Consider the following 23020-nt stretch of genomic DNA (forward strand, 5'->3'; position numbering starts at 1 on the left):
GTCATCAGCAACTTATGGACGCAATCATCACATTTATTGGCGAAAACATACAACTTATCTATATCCTCATTCTTTCCATTTTTGTAGGAATTGAGGTGATTTCTAAAGTTCCCTCTGCCCTGCATACGCCGCTAATGTCGGGTGCCAATGCCATCCACGGGGTGGTGATTATCGGGGCAATCATCGTCATGGGGCATGCCGAAGCGGGCAATTGGCCCGCGTTGATACTCGGCTTTTTGGCGGTCATTCTTGGAACGCTCAACGTTGTGGGCGGTTTCGTCGTCACCGACCGTATGTTAGAAATGTTTAAAAAGAAAAAGTAACCGTCAACTGAAATGATACAACAATATTGGTTATACCTTATTTACCTTTTGGGCTCGGTATTTTTTATCGTAGGATTAAAAATGCTTTCGGGGCCTAAAACTGCCCGTAACGGCAACTTCTTGGCAGCGGCAGGGATGGCGATTGCTATTTTGGGTACTATCTTTATGCATACCAACGAAGACGGCGAGCCGATTGGCAACTACGGCTGGATTTTCGGAGGGATTGCCATTGGAACAGTCGTCGGTTGGATTTCGGCCAAAAAAGTCAAAATGACCGATATGCCGCAAATGGTGAGCCTTTTCAACGGAATGGGGGGCGCTTGTGCGGCACTGATTTCGTTGGTCGAATTTGGACACCTGCACGACGATGCTTCTCCCGCCACCGTCCTGACGATTGTAGCAGGATTGGTCATCGGTAGCGTGTCTTTTTCGGGTAGTATCATCGCCTACGCCAAGTTGCAAGAAATCATGAAAAAAACCTTCCGCTTACCTGCGCAAAACATCCTTACCTTGGTGCTGTTGATAGCGACGTTAGGGCTGACCGTTTACATTGCGTTGGGGCATCCAAGCACGACCTTGGTTTATACGGTTTTTGCGTTGTCGTTGGCCTACGGCGTCCTTTTTGTGCTGCCAATTGGAGGGGCTGATATGCCTGTGGTGATTTCGCTTCTCAACTCTTTTACGGGCGTAGCGGCGGCTTTTGGTGGGTTTTTGTACGACAACCAAGTGATGCTCACGGGCGGGATTTTGGTAGGTTCGGCAGGGACGTTGCTGACGATTTTGATGTGTAATGCCATGAACCGCTCTCTTACAAACGTAATTTTTGGCTCATTCGGTGGAGGAAGTGCCGCCGCCGCAGGTGGTGGAAGTGCCGCAACGGGGGGAGCGGTGAAAAGCAGTACGCCTTCTGACGTTGCTATTATGATGAACTACGCCCAAAAAGTGATTATTGTACCAGGCTATGGATTGGCAGTGGCGCAGGCGCAGCACGTGATTCACGAATTGGAAGCCTTGCTCGAACAGCGCGGTGTGGAGGTAAAATACGCGATTCACCCCGTGGCGGGACGAATGCCTGGGCACATGAATGTGCTTTTGGCGGAGTCGAACGTGGCTTACGATAAATTGGTGGAAATGGAAGAAATCAACGACCAGTTTGCGACGACCGACGTCGTGTTTGTCGTTGGAGCCAACGACGTAGTGAACCCCGCTGCCCGCAGCAATCCTGCCAGCCCAATTTATGGAATGCCCATTTTGAACGCCGACAAAGCCAAAACGGTGATTGTCAGTAAGCGTTCGATGGCGGCAGGTTACGCTGGTATCGACAACGAATTGTTTTATTACCCCAACTGTATGATGTTGTTTGGGGATGCCAAAGACTCTATCACCAAAGTAGTAGCGGAATTGAAGGGTATGGATTAGCAAAGGTAGAATAAAGAAATGACGAAGTACAAAATTGGTAAAGCGCTTGGGGAAACCTGAGCGCTTTGCTTTTAGTAGGTAAACTAGGGTGAAGGTATTAAAACAAAAAGCCATTTCTCTATTGCTCCAGAGGAGCAACATCTTAGTAGAAAGAATGAATCAGATTACAGCGGGAGGAGGAGAGTTTTTACTCACTTTTTCTCTTCCTTCGCCAAAATCTCCGCCGCTTCAGTATCGTCGTATTGGCGAATAAGTTGTTTTAGGTCGGACGTAAGTTGTTTTTGAATTTTCTGATAGGCAGGTTTGTCGTACAAATTATTCATTTCTTCGGGGTCTTTTTGGAGGTCGTACAACTCCCAAAACTCACCGTCTTTGTAAAAACGAATCAGTTTATAGCGGTCGGTACGGATGCCAAAGTGTGTTTGTACGCTGTGCTCGGCGGGGTATTCGTAATAGTGGTAATAGGTCGATTTGCGCGCTTTTTTGCTAAAAAACGACTGTCCTTGCATATCAGCAGGAACACTCAGCCCTGCTTCTTGTAAAATAGTAGGGGCAAAATCGGTATTGTTATGAATCGCACGGTCGATAGTCCCTGCTTTGATGCGTTTGGGATAGCGAATGAGCATCGGCATGCGATGCGATTCTTCGTACATAAATCGCTTGTCGAACCAACCATGTTCACCCAAATAAAACCCTTGGTCGGACGAATACACCACCAACGTATTTTCGGTTAAGCCTTTTTTGTCCAAATAATCCAATACTTTTCCCACGTTACGGTCGAGCGAAAGGAGTGTTCCCAAATAATCTTGCATATAGCGTTGGTATTTCCATTCATCGAGTGCGCGCCCCGACAGGTTTTGTTTTTTAAAATCGGCCGACACTTGGTCGTAGTAGGCGAGCCACGCCTTGCGTTGGGCGGGGTTCATGCGTTTCACAAAAGGGTCGTTGCCCGCGTCCACTTTGAGGTCTTCTTTCAAACGCATGGTTTTGGTTACGGTCATGTCTTGGCGTTTGGCGGCGATTCGTCCTTCATAGGCGTCATAAAAGCTCTTTGGAAGCGGAAATTTGACGTGGTCAAAAGCCCGCAAATCGGTCGTGTCAGGTTGCCAATTTCGGTGTGGACATTTGTGACCAATCACCAAACAAAATGGCTTCGAAGGGTCGCGGTCTTGGTCGAGCCAATGCAGCGCTTTTTCGGTAATAACGTCGGTGGCGTACCCTTCTTGGCGAACCATTTTACCGCCCATTTCGATAAAATCAGGGTTGTAATAGGCGCCTTGCCCAGGCAAAACCGACCAATAATCGAAGTACTGAGGGGTAGCTTCTAAATGCCATTTGCCAATCCATCCCGTTTGGTAGCCAGCGGCTTGGAGGTATTTGGGGTACATGGGTTGGCCTGCGTCAAACTTCGTGAGGTTGTCGCGGTGGCCGTTTTTGTGGCTGTACTTTCCCGTCAACAACGTAGCACGACTAGGGGCGCAGAGGGAGTTGGTACAAAACATATTTTGGTACACCGCCCCTTCTTTGGCCAAGCGGTCGATGTTGGGCGTTTTGATGTAGGGACTTCCGTAAGCGCTGATGGCTTGCAAGGCGTGGTCGTCCGAAAACAGAATCAGGATGTTGGGGCGTTTATCTTTGGGCTTAAACGACAACAATCCCATGCCGAGTGTCAGCCCAAAGGTAATGATGATTAGGAAGGTTTTTTTCATTATTGTTTGTTGTTTACGTTTTAGTGTTTCGGGTACTGTAACCGAAGATTTTTATTTTATCTACCTTTTATCCGTGTGAACCTGTTCTATCCGTGTTATCCGTGTGCTATTATCGACGATTTGAGCACACGGACGATATGGATTAGACACGGATTTTATGGATTTAAAAAATACTCGGGCAGAGTATGTTTCGGGTTGCCTGTTGCTCTTTGCTATTTATCAATCACAATCCCTTCAAAGTCAGTCAATTTAGAAAGCTTTATCTCAAGTTGGCCATTTTTCCACGAATAAACGACGGGTTCTTTGCTGACCATCGAAAAAACCTTGGAAGGTTTGAATGGCGTTTGAATCCGAAAGCTTAGGTTAGAAATAGGCAGGGGAGCAAAATACGTATTTCCACTAAAACCAGTAATATTGACCAAATGTAAAATCAGGCCATCGGAAACGGATTTATTCCTGTTTTCGGGCGTGTTTTTGGTATATTCTTTCAAAATAACTTCCACTCGCTCGTGGGCGTTGGTTTGTAATAAATCACCTGCCTCGGGATAAACGAGGTCGAGGGCGTCAAGGAGAATGTTTTTGTGCTCTTCGTACCCGTGCAAGTAATAAAGCTTACCGAGGTTGATGGGTAAAATCACGGCTTTGCTCCGCGCGTGTTGTTTTAGCCCCATCGCAAAATACCCCGTAGGTTCGTGTCCTCCAATGATTTCGGGCGGGCCAGGGCGGCCTTTGGAAAGAATGGGTAACAACCGCTGGTCGCTGCCTGAAAGGTCGTAAAGCCCCAAGTTAAATTTCCAGAATACCATTCTTTGTTGGGCAAAACGTTTAAAAACATTTTTGTTGTCGGGAGAAAGGTAAAAACCGCTGCCTTCGTGGTCTTTGTTGATGATTTTTGCGCCAAACAATTCTTGCAAAGCCGTAGGGTTATCAAACATCGTTTGGTTGGTGGCAATGAGGTGAACACCTTGTTTTATAGCTTCTTTTAATACCTCAATGGCGGTTTTACTCAAATACGTTATGTCGGGCAAAATCACCACTTTGTAATTATTTATTTTGGCGGCTAAATGCTCAATTTGAGCGTCTTCGATAAGGTCAAAAGGCAAATGTGCCTCGCGTAACATGAGCTGAATGCCACGGTATTCTTGCATGGGATTGCCGCTGGGCCATGCGCCAGGTGCAACCACCGCTATTTTGGCGACCGAACGATACTTCCCAAAATAAGGCTCAAATTTTTTGTGGTGCGCATAGACTTTCTTAATCACCCCGTAATTACGTTCGTCTTCGTAGCCGCGCATGTCACCCATCATACTAATGTCAAGACCCGAGCCATTGGCAATATTTTCATAGAGTCGAATGGCGACTTCTTCGGGTTCGACAGCGTTGTAGCGCGACTGAAACGAAATTTGCTGAATGCTGCTGTTGCTAATGATGTGGTTGGGGAAAGAGTTGATAGCGTTGCCCACGTTGTCGGAGGCTGAGTAAGGCCAATACGGCAAGCTATTGGTTTGCGACTCGTGCCGAATGATGTCCACAAAGCGGTCCATGTAGGTGCAAATGGCAATCTGCTCATTTTTGGATTTGACAAGCTTATGCAACCGCTCTGACCAATCTTCGACCGTAAATTTTTTAAAAGCGAGGTATTTTTGAAAAACGGGGTCAGCTTTGTTTTCCTCTGTGGGTAAGGTGAGACCATTGCTATATTGTGCAAATCGTCTTTTATCAGCTTCGTTTTGGTCAATGCCGTGGTATTTGCCTTCGTACGGATTATTGACTTGGTAGCCAGGCATGTTCAGAAAAATACCGTCGATGGGGTAGTTATCAATGACCTCTTCAATGATTTTAAACGCACAGTCCTGCACGTAAGGCGCGTTGATGGACACCACGTACATATCGGTATTGATGATGCGTTCGCCTTTGGGAGAAACGTAACACCAGTCGGGATGGGCTTTAAAAATGCTTTCGTGAACGCGACTAAAGTCAAATCGGACAATGACTTTGATGCCTTTTTGATGACAACGGGCAACGACATCGCCCAGCATATTGCCTTTCATGTAGGGATTGGTGTAATGAAACGGCAATTTGGTGGGGTAAAACGCCATAATCCCGCCTGCATTGATAAGTAATGTATTGGCAGAGCACGCTTCCAAATCTTTCAGCAGTGAGTCGGCATTGAGGGTGGCGGCTTCGTAGGCGGGTAAGTTGGTCTGGATGACGCGCAGGTTATTTCGCTTCCACCAAGGCAAATCGGCTGGCCATGCGCTCGCTTTTTGGGCAAAGCTTAAGACACTACATAAAATAAAAAACAGGCAAAAAGTAAATGATTTCAACATTGAAAGGAGGGGCTAATCATTTCTCAAAGCATTTTATGGGTAACGTTTACCTAACTCTTGCTTATGTATTACATGTCGTATGCACTCGGTCTGACTGTCGTCTGACCTCGTGGGGCATGCATTCGGTCTGACTGTCGCCTGACCTCGTGGGGCATGCATTCGGTCTGACTGTCGTCTGACCTCGTGGGGCGTGTATTCGGTCAGACGACAGTCAGACCGAGTAGTCGTTTTAAGATTCTTTTATGAAAAAGCTATTTTTTGTCAGCATTTTCCTTTCGCTACTAGCTTTGTGTGCCTTCCAAGCACCGCGCAAGGCGCCCAATATTGTTTTTATGTTGGCCGATGACCTCGGTTGGGCCGATTTGGGATGTTACGGTAATACGTTTCACGAAACCCCCAATCTCAATCAGTTGGCTGCTGAGGGAGCGCAGTTTCAGCGAGCCTATGCCGCTTGTGCAGTTTGCTCGCCTACGAGGGCCTCCATCATGACAGGAAAATACCCCGCCCGCCTCAAAATCACCGATTGGATACCTGGCGTGGTGTATCCTTACGCCAAGTTTCAAACGGCTAAAATGCGCTATGAACTTCCTAAAGATGAGGAAATCTTACCCGAAATTTTACATAAAAATGGCTATGCGACTTACCACGTGGGCAAGTGGCATTTGGGCGAAACCGAGGAGTTTTGGCCACACAATCGCGGCTTTGATGTCAATATTGGAGGACATTCAAAAGGACAACCTGGGTCGTATTTTTATCCCTACAAAAACGTGACGCCTAACGCCGATTATTCCGTCAAATTCTTGCCAGAAGAAGGAAAAGAAGGCGATTATCTTACCGATTTTTTGACCGATCACGCCCTCAAGCTCATTGAAAAACACGCCAATAGCTCACAGCCGTTTTTCCTCAATATGAGCTACTACCAAGTACACACCCCTCTGCAAGGGAAGCCCGATTACATTAAAAAATACGAGGAAAAGAAAAAGACGTTGGGTGTCAGCAAGCCTAATCCAATCTATGCCGCCATGATTCAGAGTTTGGACGAAAGTGTAGGTCGAATCTTAAAAAAACTGGACGAGTTGGGAATGCGTGAAAATACGATTGTGGTGTTTACGTCGGACAATGGGGGTTTGGTAGAAGTGGACGGAAACGCCCCCCTACGTGAAGGGAAAGGGTTTTATTACGAAGGCGGGATTCGAGTGCCGTTGTTGGTGCGTTATCCGTCTGCTACGAAGCCCCGCACAACGCTCGAAAATACGGTTTGTAGCATTGACTTTGCACCCACTTTGTTAGAATTGACCCAATTGCCCAAGAAAAAGGACGTTGATGGACGGAGCTTTGTGCCTATTTTAACGGGCAGAGCATCGAAAGACGCACGAACTTTGTACTGGCATTATCCTCACTATCATACCCCTCAGCGACCACCGACGGGGGCTGTGATGGAAGGTGAGTATAAGCTGATTGAGTTTTTGGGAGAAAATCGGTGGGAGTTGTACAACGTCCGTGAGGATGTTTCGGAACAACATAATCTGGTGAACGAAAAACCGCAGTTAGTTCAGCAGTTACGCCAAAAACTCCAACATTGGCAGGCAGCGACAGAAGCGATGTTTCCATCACCGAATCCCAACTACGATGCCGAGAAGCCCTTTCGCAACTCAATCACGGCTTGGAAGGGAGAGAATAGGTTGTAGAGAAGACTAGAAATTAATCTTTACTTATTACTTACATCCCCCTGTTTTTGCTTGAAAAATGGTGCCTTTATCTGCCAAAAATCCAGGTAATAATTCGATGGAATTGGATTGATAGCTAGTCATGGTTGTGGGAGATATTTTTCCATTACTTTTTATTACTGAGCTCGCTTTGTAATTCATTGGTTCAATAAGTGTACTGTGATTGTAACTTTGGAGGCAAGGTGGGGTTACAAAAATGGTACTTCTAAGTGAGTAAGAATCTCCAAACCCGCAAGCGCCCCCAAAGTTGGTAAGGTTATAGGTCCGATTCTGGGTTGGTTTTACGTATATCTCAAAAAGATTACTTCGAATATTTTCATGTTTATTACCTTCAAATTGTAAATGAAATGGAGGAGTTCCATAAAATAAAGCCGTAATTTTTAGACTATCACCGAGAGCGATTTCGTTTTTACTTGCGAATAATTCTGCTTTGTAGCTATTATTAATCGTAGTTATGCCAAATAAATTAGCGTCTTGGTAAGGGACTGTCGTTTCTATCCTAAATTGGTTTGCAGAAGGGTTAAGAGCTACAGATAGTTGATTGTTTTGTAGTATTTCTGCCTCAACTTTATTTAAAGCAGTGTTGCCCTTATAAAACGTAATCAAAAACTTATTGTATTGGCTGAACGGTTTTGTAGACTTATAATGAATTTTTAAAAATCCATCACATTTTTGGATTGAATTAATACTAATAGGGTTAGGTATGTTGTGAATTTTAAGATTTGCTTTCAAACTTTTAGCTCCTTCTGAATTTTCAACTGTGTATCTGAATGCAGATGTGCTTAAAGGAAGGAAATTTCTAAAAGAGAATTCGTTGCCTCTTTTAGATGGAAGTGTATCACACATTGATTTGTCGCTATTAAACCACCTAACTTGCAGATTTCCTTTATATTTAGCAATAATAGTGTCTCCATAAAAACCAGCGACATCATCCATAGGTGTGACTATATAGTCTTTTATTACTCTCAACTTAGTAGGTGAAGGATATGAACCATAAATAATAGTGTATAAACGATTGTTACCATCTCTAAAAAAAATCCCAGGCGAAACACAATCCTTCGTTTTATCAATGGTTTCAAACTTGCCATTGCCATTTGTACGACAGGTTACTGCGTAAAAATCATTATAATCATTTATATAATAGAGATTTAATGAATCTGTGACTAACTCATTTTGGTTGTTGGGGCCTTTGGAAGCAAATATAAATTTGCCCGTAGTAGGGTCTTTTTCTCTTAGTGTTTCTTGTAAAGTACCGCTAGTTTTACAGAGATAAGTCGTGCCATCAATGCTTCCTATAAAATATATTTTTGAGTTAAATGATATAAAAGAAGAGGAGCTAGTAATATTTTTAGAAGTTCCTGTTTCAGTTAGCATATAGGTGCCTTCAGTGGTTCCATCTGAACGCCATAAATTGTAGGTATAAGAATTTACTGGAGCAACTGTGAAAAGTAAGAGCCCTTCTCTTATAAAATAATTACTAATAGTTATTCCGTTTGTACCTAAATTGATGTCTTTTATAAGCTGAGTACCTTGTACAGTTCCATCGGTACGCCACAATTCAGTACCATTGGTAGGAGTATATCCTAAAAATAAGATGTAATTATTAACTGCGCCTAATATTACTATTTTTGAGTTGGAAGAAAATGACGAAGAAGCGAATAAGACATTAGGAGATTTGTTTATATCTTCATGGAAGTTAAGCTGTTGTTTCTCATCATATCCCGATACAGAAACAAATCCCTTTTTAAAAAGACTGATTTGACTGTAACCCTTTGTAAAAACGCTACTAACAGTATGACCATCTGTTTTAAAAAAATAATCTCCACCTATTACTCCTGAGGTTATATAGTGCCCTTTAAAGAAGAGGGTATCATTCTGAATAAAGAAGCTATAAGGGTCATTTGCTAAGCTCGGGTTAGAGTGAGTTAGGGTTATTGTCCCTTCTTCTGTGCCGTCGGTTCTATAAAGGACATATCTACCAAAATTGTTTTTGCCAGAAAAGTAATAGCTACCTTTGTAGCAAATAAATTTATTCGAACTACCCACCTCCCAGTCGAAGCTCGAATACCCTCCAATAATAGGCGAGAGGGCAGGGGTGTCATTGTTTTTATCAAATATATAGAGTCTATAATCATTTCCTCCATTTAATAAATGTGATCTGACGAAGCTTTTGTCTCCACATTTACAAAAAGTATTTTCAGGTGTGCCAATAAAATCAACTGGTAGATTTTTAAAGCTAAATTCCGAATAATTAAGTTTTTGAAGATTGGCAGTATTGATTGTCTTTGTTATATTGGTTTCACCACAAGGTTGTTTTAATGTATATGTAATGTTATATATCCCTACACTATCAAATTTGTGGTAGGAAAGAGTGCCTATATCTTGGCTGCCATCCCCAAAGTTCCAGAATGATTCACTGTTTGCAGCATTGCTACCTTCAAATTTCAGTAGGCCATTCAGGTGAGTAATGTTGAAGTTAGCCTCGATTAAAGAGGGTGAGTTTCTGAAATTGTAGTTAAAAGTAGCGGTGCATCCCAAGGAGTCTCTGATTGTTACTGAATAACTACCAGCTGCTAAGTTGATACGAATCGAATCGGTGTTACCGTCTGACCATAAGAACTTGGGTTTAACCATTTTCGTAGAAAGACGTATAATTCCATTACTCTTTCCGCAACTAGGAGCTATACTTGTAGGTATAACTAAATCAGTACAGGTAGAACCCTGCCCCAGGGTATCAAAATGAACCCAATTCAAACAGATAATTACTAAAAAAATATAATTTCGAGCCATGCTAATAAATTAAATATTAGTGTGTAAAAATAAATGATAGGAGAGATAAGTTATAGCAGTTGGTTTACTATTTTTTTTGACTAGAAGGATTCGATCTTGGTTAGTGCTTTCGGTTACTCCTAACCGAAAACCGAGGTTTCTCAAAACCTCGTGAGGGCACTTTCGGCGCTTTAATATTTTTCTAATGTAAAAAATTGGGCATTGCTTGGTAAATTGGGGCGTTGAAGTCACTTTTAGTATAAACTCTGACCCATGTCCAAACGCTTTTTAGGGCTGCTACTGTTCTTTGTGGGTAGCCTACACACCACTATTTCGGCGCAAGTGCCGGCTAGCCACGACCTTGTTTTTGATAAACTTCCGACGCGTTGGGACGAAGCACTGCCATTGGGGAACGGCTTTGTGGGAGAGCTGATTTGGCAAAAAGACGATAAGCTACGTTTTTCACTCGACCATGCTGAACTTTGGGATTTACGCCCCATGGAAGGCATGAAAAAGCCCGAGTTTACCTACAAGTGGGTGCAAGAGCAAATCAAGAAAAATAACTACAAAACGGTACAACAATACGGCGACGTACCCTACGAAAAAGAGCCTGCTCCCAGCAAAATCCCTGGCGCAGCCCTCGAAATAGCCTCAAAAGAATGGGGAGCGGTGACAAGTGCACGGGTGGACATTCAACGGGCGGTGGCAGAAGTAAAATGGGCCAATGGCGCGCGTCTTACCTCCTTCGTTCATGCCAATTTACCGTTTGGGTATTTTCGACTGGAAGGTGTCAAAGAGTTTGATATTCAGTTACTCACTCCCAAATACGAAGGCGAAGTGGACAAAACCGCAGGCGGTTCGGTAGCGGGCGATGACTTGGCACGTTTGGGGTATAAACAAGGGAAAGTAAAACAAAACTCGAAATCGGCTACGTACCGTCAAAAGGGGTGGGGCGATTTTGAATACGAAGTAAGTGTCCGTTGGAAAGAAGTGGCCGACAAAACGTGGGAAGGCGTGTGGAGTATTTCGGCGCACTACCCCGATAAGCCCAAAACGCCTGCCAATGAGCTGACCGCCACCGCTATGCCATACGAAAAAGCGATGCTTCCTCACTTGAGTTGGTGGAAAAACTTTTGGGGAAAATCAAGCCTTAAATTGCCCGACCCATTACTCGAAAAACAATATTACCTAGAGCAATACAAATTTGGCAGTACGGCCCGCAAAGGAGCGCCGCCTATTTCGCTGCAAGCCGTCTGGACGGCCGACAATGGCCGCCTTCCGCCGTGGAAAGGGGACTTTCACCATGACCTCAACACCCAGCTAAGTTACTGGCCGAGCTATGCCGCCAACCACCTCGATGAAGCGATGGGCTACCTCGATCACCTCGATGCCAACCGCGCGGCGTACCGTGAATACACCAAGTGGTTTTATCAAACCGACGGTATCAATGTCCCTGGCGTAACCACGCTTACGGGCGTGCCCATGGGAGGTTGGATTCAGTATTCTTTTTCTCCAACGGTATCGGCTTGGTTGTCGCAGCATTTTTATCTCCAGTGGCGATACAGCATGGATCGCCGTTTTTTGCAAGAACGGGCGTATCCGTGGTTCAAACAAGTTGCCACTTTTCTCGAAAAAAACACCATTCTTAACGAAGATTGGAAACGTCAACTGCCGATAGGTTCTAGCCCTGAAATCAACGACAACCGAGTGACAGCTTGGTTTTCGGAAAATACCAACTACGATTTGTCGCTGATGCGTTTTGCTTTTGGCAAAGCCGAGGAATTGGCCACCGAGCTCAATTTGACGCAGGACATGGCACGTTGGAAAAAACTCAACAAACAAATGGCCGATTATGCCTTGTCGGATAGCTTGGAATTGAAGGTTTCTCCGTCGCTGGCGTATTCGCAATCACACCGCCATTTTTCGCACATGATGGCGATTCATCCGTTGGGTGATATTCAGTGGGAAAAGGGCGAACGCGATCAAAAAATCATCCAAAAAAGCATAGCCTTGCTCGACTCTATCGGCCCCGATTGGTGGTGTGGGTACTCCTACGCTTGGCTAGGAAGCCTGAAAGCCCGTGCCAAAGATGGTGCAGGGGCGGCCAAAACTCTCCGAACGTTTGCATCGGCTTTTTGTTTGCCTAATTCGTTTCATGCCAATGGCGATCAAACCAAATCAGGGTTGTCCAAATTTACCTATCGTCCGTTTACGCTCGAAGGAAATTTTGCCTTTGCGGCGGGCGTTCAAGAAATGCTTTTACAGAGTTATTCGGGAGTTATTAGCGTGTTTCCAGCCGTTCCTGCCGACTGGGCGGAGGTGTCCTTTCGCGACCTGCGTGCTGAGGGGGCATTTTTGGTAAGTGCTACTCGGACGGGCGGAAATGTGGATGAAATTCAGCTGTATTCAGAAAAAGGCGGCGTAGCTCGCCTGAAACTTCCTTTCAAAACGCATCTTGTAAAAGTACAACAAGGAATGATTGTCAAGCCCATTGATGAAACCGAAATTGAAATAGTAGCACAAAAAGGGGGAAAGATAGTATTGAAAAATGGCTACGAATAGGCCAGCATAAAAATATGACGATTTGTCCGTAACTTTGCCAGCCTTTAAACGAGCGATTATTGAATATGTATTCCCCAAAACCACTTATATTGGTCAGCAATGACGACGGTATTACCTCATTAGGAATCAGGACGTTAGTAGAAGTAATGCAGGAGTTAGGAGAAGTGGTGGTTGTAGCCCCCGATAGCCCTCAGTCGGGTATGGGACACGCCATCACCATCGGAGAGCCGCTTCGGCTACATGCTACTCCCATTTTTGAAGGCGTAAAAGCCTACGAATGCAGCGGCACCCCAGCCGATTGTGTGAAATTAGGCAAGCACTATGTCCTCAAAGATCGTACGCCCGACTTGGTCGTAAGTGGTATCAATCACGGGTCAAATACGTCGATAAGCGTCTTGTATTCAGGGACAATGTCGGCGGCGATTGAGGGAGCCATCGAAGGAATCCCGTCAATTGGTTTTTCGCTTTGCGACTTTGCGTCTGACGCTGATTTTTCGCACGTTAGGTCGTATGTGAAACAAATTGCCAGCAACGTTCTTGCCAACGGACTACCAAAAGGGGTAGCGCTCAACGTTAATTTCCCGAAAAAATCGGAAGAAACATTGAAAGGAGTGCGTATTTGTCGCCAAACCAACGGCAAATGGCAAGAAGAATTTGACAAAAGAAAAGACCCACACGGCCGTAGCTATTTTTGGCTATCGGGCAATTTCGTAAATTTCGACGCAGGTCAAGAAGATACCTGCGAGTGGGCATTAGAAAACAACTACGTGTCGGTAGTTCCGTGTCAGTATGATTTAACAGCCTACGAAACCATGAAGCTCATGCAGCAATGGCAATTCTAGTCTAACCTATAAAGAAAGATACACAACACTAAAAACCCCTGATAGCATGGCACTTTTGGGAAACTTGTTAAAAGGAGGAATCAAGCTCTCAACTCGTATTCAGAAAGAAAATGTAGATTTTGCTAACATACAGCGTAAAACCCTCAGCAAGCTGCTTGCTAAGGCTCGTTATACGCAGTTTGGTGAAAAATACCAGTTTGAGGACATTCTCAACGCAGCCGTTTTTGACGAAAGCAAAACTTTTTACGAAAAATATAAGGAATTTGTTCCCGTTCATAACTACGAGAAAATCTACCGTGAGTGGTGGAGTATGGCGCGGGAAGGCGAAAAAAATGTTTGCTGGCCTGGGCGGGTCAAGTATTTTGCGTTGAGCTCAGGAACGTCCGAAGCCGCTTCAAAATACATCCCCGTGACGAAAGCCATGGCCAAATCGTTTCGTAACACGAGTTTGCGCCAAATTTTTTCGCTGGGCCGCTACGAAGAAATTCCGAGCGATTTGTACGAGAAAAGTTTCTTCCTCGTCGGCGGAAGCATCGACCTGACGGCCATCGATGAAGGCCGTTTTGAGGGAGATGTAAGCGGTATCAATGCCAAAAATATTCCTTTTTGGTTTGAACGCTACTACAAGCCTGGGCGGGAGATTGCCCGCGAACGCGATTGGTCGCGCAAGCTCGAAAAGATTGTGGAAGAAGCCCCGAGCTGGGACATTGGCTTCATGGCAGGCGTACCCGCGTGGCTTCAAATCATCATGGAAAAAATCATTGAGCGTTATAACCTCGACACCATCCACGATATTTGGCCTAACCTCACCGTTTTTGGCCACGGCGGGGTTTCGTTTGAACCTTACCGTGCAGGTTTTGAGAAACTTTTGGCGCGGCCATTGATTTACATCGACACCTATTTGGCTTCGGAAGGCTTTATCGCTTTCCAAAACCGCCCACATGCGGATGGGATGCGCTTGGTGCTCGACAATGGCATTTTCTACGAATTTGTGCCTTTCAACGATAAAAATTTCAACGAAGACGGTGAGCTTATCTGCAATCCCGAAACGCTGATGATTGACGAAGTGGAAGAGGGCGTGGACTACGCACTTTTGCTTTCTACTTGCTCGGGGGCGTGGCGTTATTTGATTGGCGATACGGTAAAATTTGTCAACAAAGAACGCGCCGAAATCGCCGTAACGGGTCGTACCAAGCATTATTTGAGTCTTTGTGGTGAACACCTTTCGGTCGAAAACATGAACAAGGCCATTGAACTGACGGCCGAAGAACTCGACATTACCATCAAAGAATTTACGGTGGCGGGTGTTCGTTCCGATTCGTTGTTTGCGCACCATTGGTACATCGGCACCGACGACCACGTGGCGCCCGAAGTGTTGCGAGAAAAAATAGACGGGCATCTTAAAGTTTTGAACGATGACTACGTGGTAGAGCGCCGTCATGCGTTGAAAGATGTGTTGGTGACGGTCGTTCCTTCCAGTACATTTTACGGTTGGCTCGAAGCCAAAGGGAAAATGGGTGGACAAAACAAAGTGCCGCGCGTTTTGAAGAAAAACTTACTAACCGACTGGGAAAACTACCTCCAAAAGCAAGGATTAACCGTATAAAAAGCAACCCAAAACACACCGTTTGGACATGATACCTACTCTTAGCATTATCCAAGCCGCTCACGAGCGCATTCGTCCGCACGTACATCGCACGCCTGTGCTTACGTGCCAAACGATTAATCGAATGAGTGGGGCGGAGATTTATTTTAAGTGCGAAAATTTCCAAAAAATTGGCGCATTTAAAGCGCGTGGAGGGGTAAATGCGGTGTTGTCGTTAAGTCCGACGGAGTTAAAAAATGGCGTTACAACGCATTCGTCGGGCAACCACGCTCAGGCGATTGCGTATGCCGCAGGGCTGGTAGGAGCCAAGGCGTACATTGTGATGCCTCGCACGGCTCCCCAAGTCAAAAAAGACGCCGTTCGGGGATACGGTGCCGAAGTAATCGAATGTGAACCCACGCTCGAAGCCCGCGAAAGTACCGTGGATGAGGTGATTGCCAAATACGGCGCCACCATGATTCACCCTTTCAACGACTATCGGGTGATTGCAGGACAAGCCACTGCTATCAAAGAACTTATCGAAGACCACGGGGCGTTTGATATCGTGATGGCACCCGTGGGCGGCGGCGGGCTCCTCAGTGGTACAGCTTTGGCGGCACATTACCTTTGCCCCACGGCGGAGGTAGTTGCGGGCGAGCCCGAAGGGGCAGCCGATGCCGTTTTGTCGTTCAAATCAGGGCGGATTGAAAAAGCGCCGTACATCAATACCATCGCCGATGGACTGATGACGAACCTAGGCGATAAAACGTTAGAAATCATTCGTTTACACGTCAAAGAGATTCTTCTTACGTCCGACCCCGAAATCATCGCTGCCATGCGGTTGATTTGGGAACGGATGAAAATTGTCATTGAACCTTCTTGTGCTGTACCTTTTGCGGCCTTGCTTCGTAACAAAGAACGCTTTGCGGGCAAAAAAGTAGGCATTATCCTCACTGGCGGCAACGTTGACTTGGGGAAATTGCCGTTTTGAGAATTGTTTTTTTTCGTATTTTGTGCTTTGCTTTAAGGTAGAAATTCTGCTTTTCTTTACCTATGTATGACATTTACGACTTAGCTAATCAAAATACGGGGTATCTTCTTACGTGTTACGATGACTGTTGCACTTGCATTGAAAACGCTCGCCTACAAGACTTTGAAACGCATCTGCGGGACAAAGGAGAGTTGACCATCGCGACTTTCTCAGGCTTTGCTTTTCAGAATGTCCAAGATGGCCAGATGTATTGTACTGGCAGAGACAAACATGATTTAGTTTTGTCCAGTATTTTACAAAAAGGAAGTTATCTCAATGCTTACGAACGTTTTGAGGATGAAAGCCAACGCGAAGCCCACTTTAGTAAATTCAAAGACGAACGTGCGGTATTTGATGGTACGTTTCAAAAAGGTCTAAACTTCAAGTATTTAAACTTTAACAACGGTCAGCTTGGTATTCCTGCCTTTGGTGATTTTACGTTGGCATTTCCATTGAGCCATTTTGAGGAAGCTAACTTGGTATTTATCAAGTACAATAGTCTCATTCGTAAAGAAAATGGCAGTAAACAGTGTTTGTATTTTACACCAAATAACGAGGCGATATCCCTCGAAACCCTTACCAGAGATTTAGCTACGTTAGAATATTTTATCCCATTAATTGTTCTGAAACGAAAAGAAGACTTAGCCAATGGCACAGATGTTGACTATAATTTGTTAATATTGAAACCCTTGGGAGGCACCTCCAAACACCGAGACTACGTAGAAGTGGTTACGTGGCAAGAGGTGAAAATTCAAACAGGGGTACGCTTGCGGGCAGAGAAAGAGCGTTTTACTGCGCTTATTGATGCTATGATGACCCCAACTGCTACGCTTGGAGCTGAGATCAGAAATATAACGGAGCTACAAACGTTGATTAATAAATATGAAGCTGATAATCAACTAATAACTGAACTGGTTTAAACGATGGAATTAACACTCATAGCTGCTACTATGACCGATGGCAACGGGATTGTAGCGGATTCGTATGGCCAAGTTTATTTGGTAAAGCCTCCTTTTGATTTTTACGGGAAAGAGCATTTGCCCTATGAACAAATAGAATCAACTATTTTACGATTTGGGTTTACTAAGTTGAACGAAACTTTCCCTACTTGGAGGGCAATTTTTGAACGTTTACGGCAAATAGCATGGCAAGCTCGTCGTGAGGCTGGAGATACGAATACGACTATTACAGAAGAAGATAGAAAGGCTTTTTTTAGGAGTATTCCTGCTGGTTTTTTAATCGGGGCGGTCGAAAAAATAGACTCTTATTTTACTAAAGGAGATTATTATACAGCCTTATTTGTGGGTGAAGCTTTATTAGGTAATAATAACTTACTTCAAAATGAGAACTTGTACAAACGAGTTCAGCAGGTCGTTGACGAAGCTAAGCAGAAGCAACAAGAATTAATAACCTCTTGCTTTAAAAACTTTAATCCCAACAAAGTGCGGAACCGCCAATTTAATCTTCAAATGGTCGCATGAAAACCATTACTTTTTATTCCTTCAAAGGTGGGGTTGGGCGCTCATTGATGCTTTCAAACATGGCGCTTTGGCTGGCCGACGAAATGAAGGCAAAAGTATGCGTTATTGATTTTGATTTAGAAGCACCTGGGTTGCCTTATAAATTTGAAGACTTACAAAATCCTGCCGACCAAGAACGGTTGGCAAAAACGGAAGGAATTGTAGAGTACGTCGATGAATTTAACCAAACGGGATACCCACCCGCTGATTTTACCCGTTTTTATTTGCCCTTTACTACGTCCAAAGGTAATCCTATTACGCTGATTCCTGCGGGAAACCTGCAAGAAGCAGACTATTGGCGAAAATTGTTTGCCATCAATTGGCAACAACTGTTTGAACACGACCCTGCTACGGGGTATAGCAAAGGTTTGTTGTTGTTGGAAGATTTGAAAGGCCGAATCGAAGCCGAACTTGCCCCTGATTTTCTGTTGATTGACTCGCGCACAGGCTTGACCGAAACAGCCTCGATTACGTTGAAACTAATGGCGGATAAAGCGATTTTGGTGGGAATCAATAACCGCGAAAACCAAGACGGTTTGTTTTGGGTACTCCGCAGCTTGCAGGCCGACCCATCAAGCCATGACTTACCTTATCATTTGGTGCTCAACCGAGTACCTATGCAACATGGAACGGGAAGAAAAGAAATAGACCCCCGCGAAAAAGCCATCAGTACGCAATTTCTACACCGTTTTGAAAGACTAGCTCCGATTAAAGATTTAATTCAACGTTTTTCCATCATCCACGCCGACGACGAGCAGGCCTTTGGCGAAAAACTACAAGAGGGTTTTTACGTAGAAGCGCAGCCCAAAGTACAGATACGAAAAGACTATTGGGACGTTTTTACGCAAGTAACAAAAGAATACTTGACGGAAGAACAATGGGCGCTTTTTGAAAGAAAGCGCAAAGCGTATGAGTTGTATTATCAAGCAAAGTTTGACGTAACGGATATACAAGAACAAATTACGTTGTTGACTAGAGCCATTGAAATCTGTGATGATGATGCGTTTTTGTATAATTATCGGTTTTCTCTGTATTACAATTTTGGTAATACAGAAGCAGCACGACTTGATATTGAGAGGGCGGTTCAAATGGAGCCAGAAGGCTCAACTTGGAATTATAATCTAGGGATTATTTATAGTAAATTACATAAACATGAACTAGCTACTAAAGCCTTTAAGAAGGTCATTGAAATAAGCCCTAATTATAGTAACGCATGGTATAATTTAAGTGTTATTTTAATTGAAACTTCTTATGTTCAGAAAGGGCAGCAAAAAGTGGAAACATTGCTGGATGCGCTTCAAGCGGCTCAAAAAGCCTATTGGTTAGGAGGTCGTGTTTACAACGCAGCCTGCATTTATGCTCTATTCAATAATAAAGAAGAAGCCCTCCGTTTACTTCAACAGGCGCTAGAAGAAAAAGAAGTAACAGTCGAACACGTCCTGCAAGACCGCGACTTTGCGTCTTTGCGTGAGGATGAAGATTTTAAAGCGTTATTAGCCAAGTTTTCAAGCTAGTTTGAGTATAGATAAATTTCAAAAAAGAGCGAGTAGTTACATTACCTCACTGGTTTTCCTAAATAACCAGCCATTTTACAACCATGCGTTGCTCGCTCTTTATCGCTTGGACTACTGTTGTCCTACTTCTACAATCTACCCTTTTTGCTTACGGTCAAACCACCGCCACACTCACTGGCAATGTCGGAGATGCCACGACGGGTAAACCCATGCCCTTTGCCAATGTCTATGTGAATGGCAGTACGCGAGGGGCGGTGACCGATGAAAAAGGAGCGTTTACCCTTGTCGGTATTCCGCTGGGTACGGTTGAAATTGTGGCTTCTTTTATTGGGTACGAATCCGAAAAACGTACGTTTAGATTTGACAATGCCTCTCCCCAAAAAGCTGATTTTCGGCTAAAAGCAAGCGCGCAAACCTTAGAAACGGTAATAGTACGGGGCAATCAAAAGCAACGCGAACAACAGCTACGTCAGTTTAAAAAGGAGCTTCTTGGGGAGTCGTTTGGTGGGCAGTGCCAGCTTGTCAACAGTGATGTACTGTATTTTAACGAAGAGAATAACCACTTGTATGCGACGGCCAACGAGCCGTTAGTTGTTGAGAATCAAGCGCTGGGCTACCGATTGGTATATGATTTGCAACATTTTGATGCTGCGACTTCAGGAAAGACGTATTCGGCGGGTACTGCGCGTTTTGAAGAACTAAAACCCGAAACCGAACGGCAAGCCAATCGGTTTCGGCGCAATCGGTTGGCGGCCTACCAAGGCTCTATTCGGCATTTAATGGCCACTTTGGTCGATAATACGTTTGAGCAGGCGGGCTTTATGGTTTTTCAGGAAGATATTACTAAACCAATGCCCGCAGATCGTAAATCCATTACGCTCGCCGCCGCCATTAGCGAATACAAGCGTTTGATTCCAGTCAAGGCTGCTACGTTGATTCAACCTGGAAAGTTATCGACCGAACGCCGATTGGTTTCGTCCATGAAGCTCATTGTATTTTACAGGAATGCCCCTTCCAACTTTTCGCCTTATCCAGATGCCCGTTACGAATACACCGAAATATCGCTCCCCAGCGGCCACCTACAACTGGCTACCAATGGGGTGATTACGAAGCCTGAAGGAATGGTGGCGCAAGGCTCAATGGGAGATGATCGACTTTCGACGATGCTGCCCGCCGAATGGCAACCCGATGCGAATGCGAAGGAGTCGCTTACAAACGATCCGTTGGCAATACAGGGAAAAATTGCACTGCCTGATTCCAGCCTAAAACGCATTACTGCCGCTTTCAGTGAACGGTTTAAGTGGCTGGCTCCTACCTTGTTTATAGACATTGACAAACCTTTTTACGCCACTGGAGATCGGCTTTGGATGAGTACGTATTTACTCGACGCGGTTAATCATCAACGGGCCAGTGGCGAAACGGCCATCCATGTTGACCTGCTTACGCCCACAGGAAAACTGGTGCAGCACCAGTGGGTGCGCATCGTGGAAGGGCGCGGCAGCGGTGATTTTCGCTTGTCGGATACCCTCACAACGGGGACGTACCACCTACGCGCATACACCGACGAAGATGATGCGCAACGACGCCCAGCGTTTGAGCGGTCGGTGACGGTCTATAACCTGCTTCTGAGTAGCAACGCATCCATGCCTAATGATTCTATTCCCAAGCTACTGGACGTTCAGATTTTGCCTGAAGGTGGTCGGTGGATTGCGGGATTACCAGCGCGTTTGGGCGTAAAAATTCTACAGCCCAACGGACACGGCTTGGCCATTGGGGGACGTATTGTTGATGATTTGGGAGTGGAAGTCGTTGGGTTTAAAACCAATCAGCAGGGGATGACAAGCGTATTGCTGGAGCCCAAAGCACAGCGGACTTATTATGCTTATTTAATATATAACAACCAGCCGCAGCGTATAGCATTGCCCAAGCCTGAAATGGAAGGACTGTTGCTTTCGGCTGATGCAACCAGCGACACCACCCGTCTAATGTTGACCATAAGGAGCTCGAAACGGACCGTAACCGACTCTGTCTATGTGGTGATTCAGCAGCACGGTCGGGTGATTGACCAGCGAAAAATTCTCTTGCAAAACGGAGTGGCGAAGATAACTTTGCCCATAACGACTTGGCCAGCAGGGCTTGCACAAATCACCCTGTATGATGCTATCGGTAAGGCCCAGGCCGAACGATTGGTATTTGTCCCCGAAGCCATCGCGCCAGTACGTATAGTGACGAGTTTTAACAAAAACCGCTATCAGCCACGCGAGCAGGCCATCTTGAGTATCAATTTGAGTGATAATGGGGCACCAGTGCTGGCCGCATTGTCAGCCTCGATTACCGATGCCGACCAAGTCTTTGATGATACCGCCGAAGCGAATATTCACACCCACTTGTTGCTGACGGGAGAGCTGCGAGGACGTATCGAAACCCCCAACCAGTATCTGAAGAATCGCTCCGCTGAAACCCTTCAAGCATTGGATGATTTACTGTTGACGCAGGGCTGGCGACGCGTTAGCGGTACGCCTGAAACAGAACAGTTTGGTGGCGTATCGCTCAAAGGACGCATTCTAAATGCCAAGAATCAACCTATACCTGGTGCTAAGCTCACGGTAGTATCGACAGGTGTTGGGAAATCCTTTGTAGGAACGGCAGGGGCTGACGAACAGGGGCGTTTTCGTCTCGTAGGAATGGCGGCTACTGATACGCTACAGTTAATGGTACAAATTATGGATGAAAAGTCAAGAAAACTTTCTGCCAAAGAAGCTTTTTTGGCCTTGGAAACGTCGAGTAGTCAATGGGAATCTGGGCGCATAACTGCATCCCCCGATTGGTTAACGTTGCGGGCAGAATCGAAAGCCGCTCGAATTCGACAGGACGCCAACGCTGATTTTTACCGCGATAAAACGGCCCAGGTCTTGCAGGAAGTGACGGTTCGAGCCCGCAAGTCAGAAGAAAGACCCGAAGATATTCAACAACGTAGTTTGCACAGCACGGCTGATGCCGTCCTCATTATTGACGATAAATTTCCAGTTTTTCCGAATCTGTACGAAATGATTCAGGGGCGATTGACGGGCGTGACCGTTCAACGAGAAGGGGCGGTACAGGCGCGTAGTTACAAGGTATTTATGCGGGGGGTAAATAGTTTCAAAAGCGGTATGCAACCCTTGTATGTGATAGATGGTGTGCCTATTAATGACCCCGATGGAACGGCTTTACTGAACTACAATGCAGGAGATATCGAACGTGTCGAAGTGCTAAAAAACTCTGGGGCTGCTGGTATATACGGAATTCGGGGGGGGAACGGCGTCATTGCGTTTTACTCAAAAGGAGCTCGGTCAATGCAGAAAAATTCTAAGACGAATGAAGGAATGACGCCAATTGAATTGATTGGTTATCCGTCGGTACAACGGGAATTTTATGTGCCCCGTTACGATACCGAAGTCACCGCTGACAGCGTTGCCAAGCCCGTCGATTATCGGGATGTTTTATACTGGAAACCCCTCATGCAAACCGACGGACAGGGACGCAGTCAGTTGCGTTTTCCGTTGTCAGACGTAGTGCGGACGGTGCGTGTGGTGATACAAGGCATTACGGCTGACGGTCGTCCAGTGGTAGGTGTTCAGTTAATTCGGGTTCAATAAAAGAGGGTTTTTTTTACGGCTTGAAACGAATTATGACATTTGGGAAAATGAG

At 45.3% G+C, this 23020-nt stretch carries 14 protein-coding genes; 11 read left to right on the plus strand and 3 right to left on the minus strand.

What is annotated here, in order from left to right:
* Positions 1–14: 14 nt before the first annotated feature.
* A complete protein-coding gene (locus AC23P2_RS14270; RefSeq protein ID WP_028527091.1) occupies positions 15–323 on the plus strand; it encodes an NAD(P) transhydrogenase subunit alpha part 2 in 309 nt (102 codons plus the stop codon).
* A gap of 12 nt (positions 324–335) precedes the next feature.
* Positions 336–1742: an NAD(P)(+) transhydrogenase (Re/Si-specific) subunit beta gene (locus tag AC23P2_RS14275; protein ID WP_487773828.1), complete on the plus strand. Its 1407-nt coding sequence runs from the start codon at positions 336–338 to the stop codon at positions 1740–1742.
* A 191-nt stretch (positions 1743–1933) separates the two neighbouring features.
* Here the strand turns inward: AC23P2_RS14275 and AC23P2_RS14280 are convergent, their stop codons facing one another.
* Entirely contained in the window at positions 1934–3451 is a 1518-nt protein-coding gene (locus AC23P2_RS14280; protein ID WP_487773829.1) for a sulfatase family protein, read from the minus strand.
* Between the two features lie 212 nt (positions 3452–3663).
* Positions 3664–5781 carry an alpha-amylase family protein gene (locus AC23P2_RS14285; protein ID WP_487773830.1) on the minus strand — a complete coding sequence of 706 codons (2118 nt, stop codon included), beginning with the start codon at positions 5779–5781 and terminating at the stop codon, positions 3664–3666.
* Between the two features lie 242 nt (positions 5782–6023).
* Here AC23P2_RS14285 and AC23P2_RS14290 point away from each other — a divergent pair, with 242 nt between their 5' ends.
* On the plus strand, positions 6024–7469 hold the full coding sequence (locus AC23P2_RS14290) for a sulfatase (RefSeq protein WP_487773831.1): 1446 nt from the start codon (positions 6024–6026) through the stop codon (positions 7467–7469).
* Between the two features lie 27 nt (positions 7470–7496).
* Here AC23P2_RS14290 and AC23P2_RS14295 read toward each other — a convergent pair whose 3' ends face one another.
* A complete protein-coding gene (locus AC23P2_RS14295; protein ID WP_487773832.1) occupies positions 7497–10298 on the minus strand; it encodes a 3-coathanger stack domain-containing protein in 2802 nt (933 codons plus the stop codon).
* Between the two features lie 252 nt (positions 10299–10550).
* Between AC23P2_RS14295 and AC23P2_RS14300 the strand changes: the two genes are divergently transcribed.
* The 8 genes from AC23P2_RS14300 to AC23P2_RS14335 all read left to right on the plus strand — a co-directional run bounded on the left by AC23P2_RS14300 (position 10551) and on the right by AC23P2_RS14335 (position 22968).
* Positions 10551–12839, plus strand: coding sequence for a glycosyl hydrolase family 95 catalytic domain-containing protein (locus AC23P2_RS14300; protein ID WP_487773833.1), 2289 nt, complete (start codon positions 10551–10553; stop codon positions 12837–12839).
* Between the two features lie 65 nt (positions 12840–12904).
* Positions 12905–13681, plus strand: a complete 777-nt coding sequence (gene surE, locus AC23P2_RS14305) for a 5'/3'-nucleotidase SurE (protein ID WP_487773834.1) — start codon at positions 12905–12907, stop codon at positions 13679–13681.
* Positions 13682–13727: 46 nt separating this feature from the next.
* Entirely contained in the window at positions 13728–15287 is a 1560-nt protein-coding gene (locus AC23P2_RS14310) for a GH3 family acyl-acid amido synthetase (RefSeq protein ID WP_487773835.1), read from the plus strand.
* A 28-nt stretch (positions 15288–15315) separates the two neighbouring features.
* Positions 15316–16257, plus strand: coding sequence for a threonine ammonia-lyase (locus AC23P2_RS14315; protein ID WP_487773836.1), 942 nt, complete (start codon positions 15316–15318; stop codon positions 16255–16257).
* Positions 16258–16319: 62 nt separating this feature from the next.
* Positions 16320–17216, plus strand: a complete 897-nt coding sequence (locus AC23P2_RS14320; RefSeq protein WP_487773837.1) for a hypothetical protein — start codon at positions 16320–16322, stop codon at positions 17214–17216.
* A 3-nt stretch (positions 17217–17219) separates the two neighbouring features.
* Positions 17220–17777 (plus strand): hypothetical protein, encoded by a 558-nt coding sequence (locus AC23P2_RS14325; RefSeq protein ID WP_487773838.1) that lies wholly within the window; start codon positions 17220–17222, stop codon positions 17775–17777.
* Positions 17774–19330: a KGGVGR-motif variant AAA ATPase gene (locus tag AC23P2_RS14330; RefSeq protein WP_487773839.1), complete on the plus strand. Its 1557-nt coding sequence runs from the start codon at positions 17774–17776 to the stop codon at positions 19328–19330. Before AC23P2_RS14325 ends, AC23P2_RS14330 begins: the two co-directional genes overlap by 4 nt.
* An 83-nt stretch (positions 19331–19413) precedes the next feature.
* Positions 19414–22968 carry a carboxypeptidase-like regulatory domain-containing protein gene (locus tag AC23P2_RS14335; protein ID WP_487773840.1) on the plus strand — a complete coding sequence of 1185 codons (3555 nt, stop codon included), beginning with the start codon at positions 19414–19416 and terminating at the stop codon, positions 22966–22968.
* Positions 22969–23020 lie beyond the last annotated feature (52 nt).

The sequence above is a fragment of the Runella sp. R0.1_18 genome (assembly GCF_057652155.1).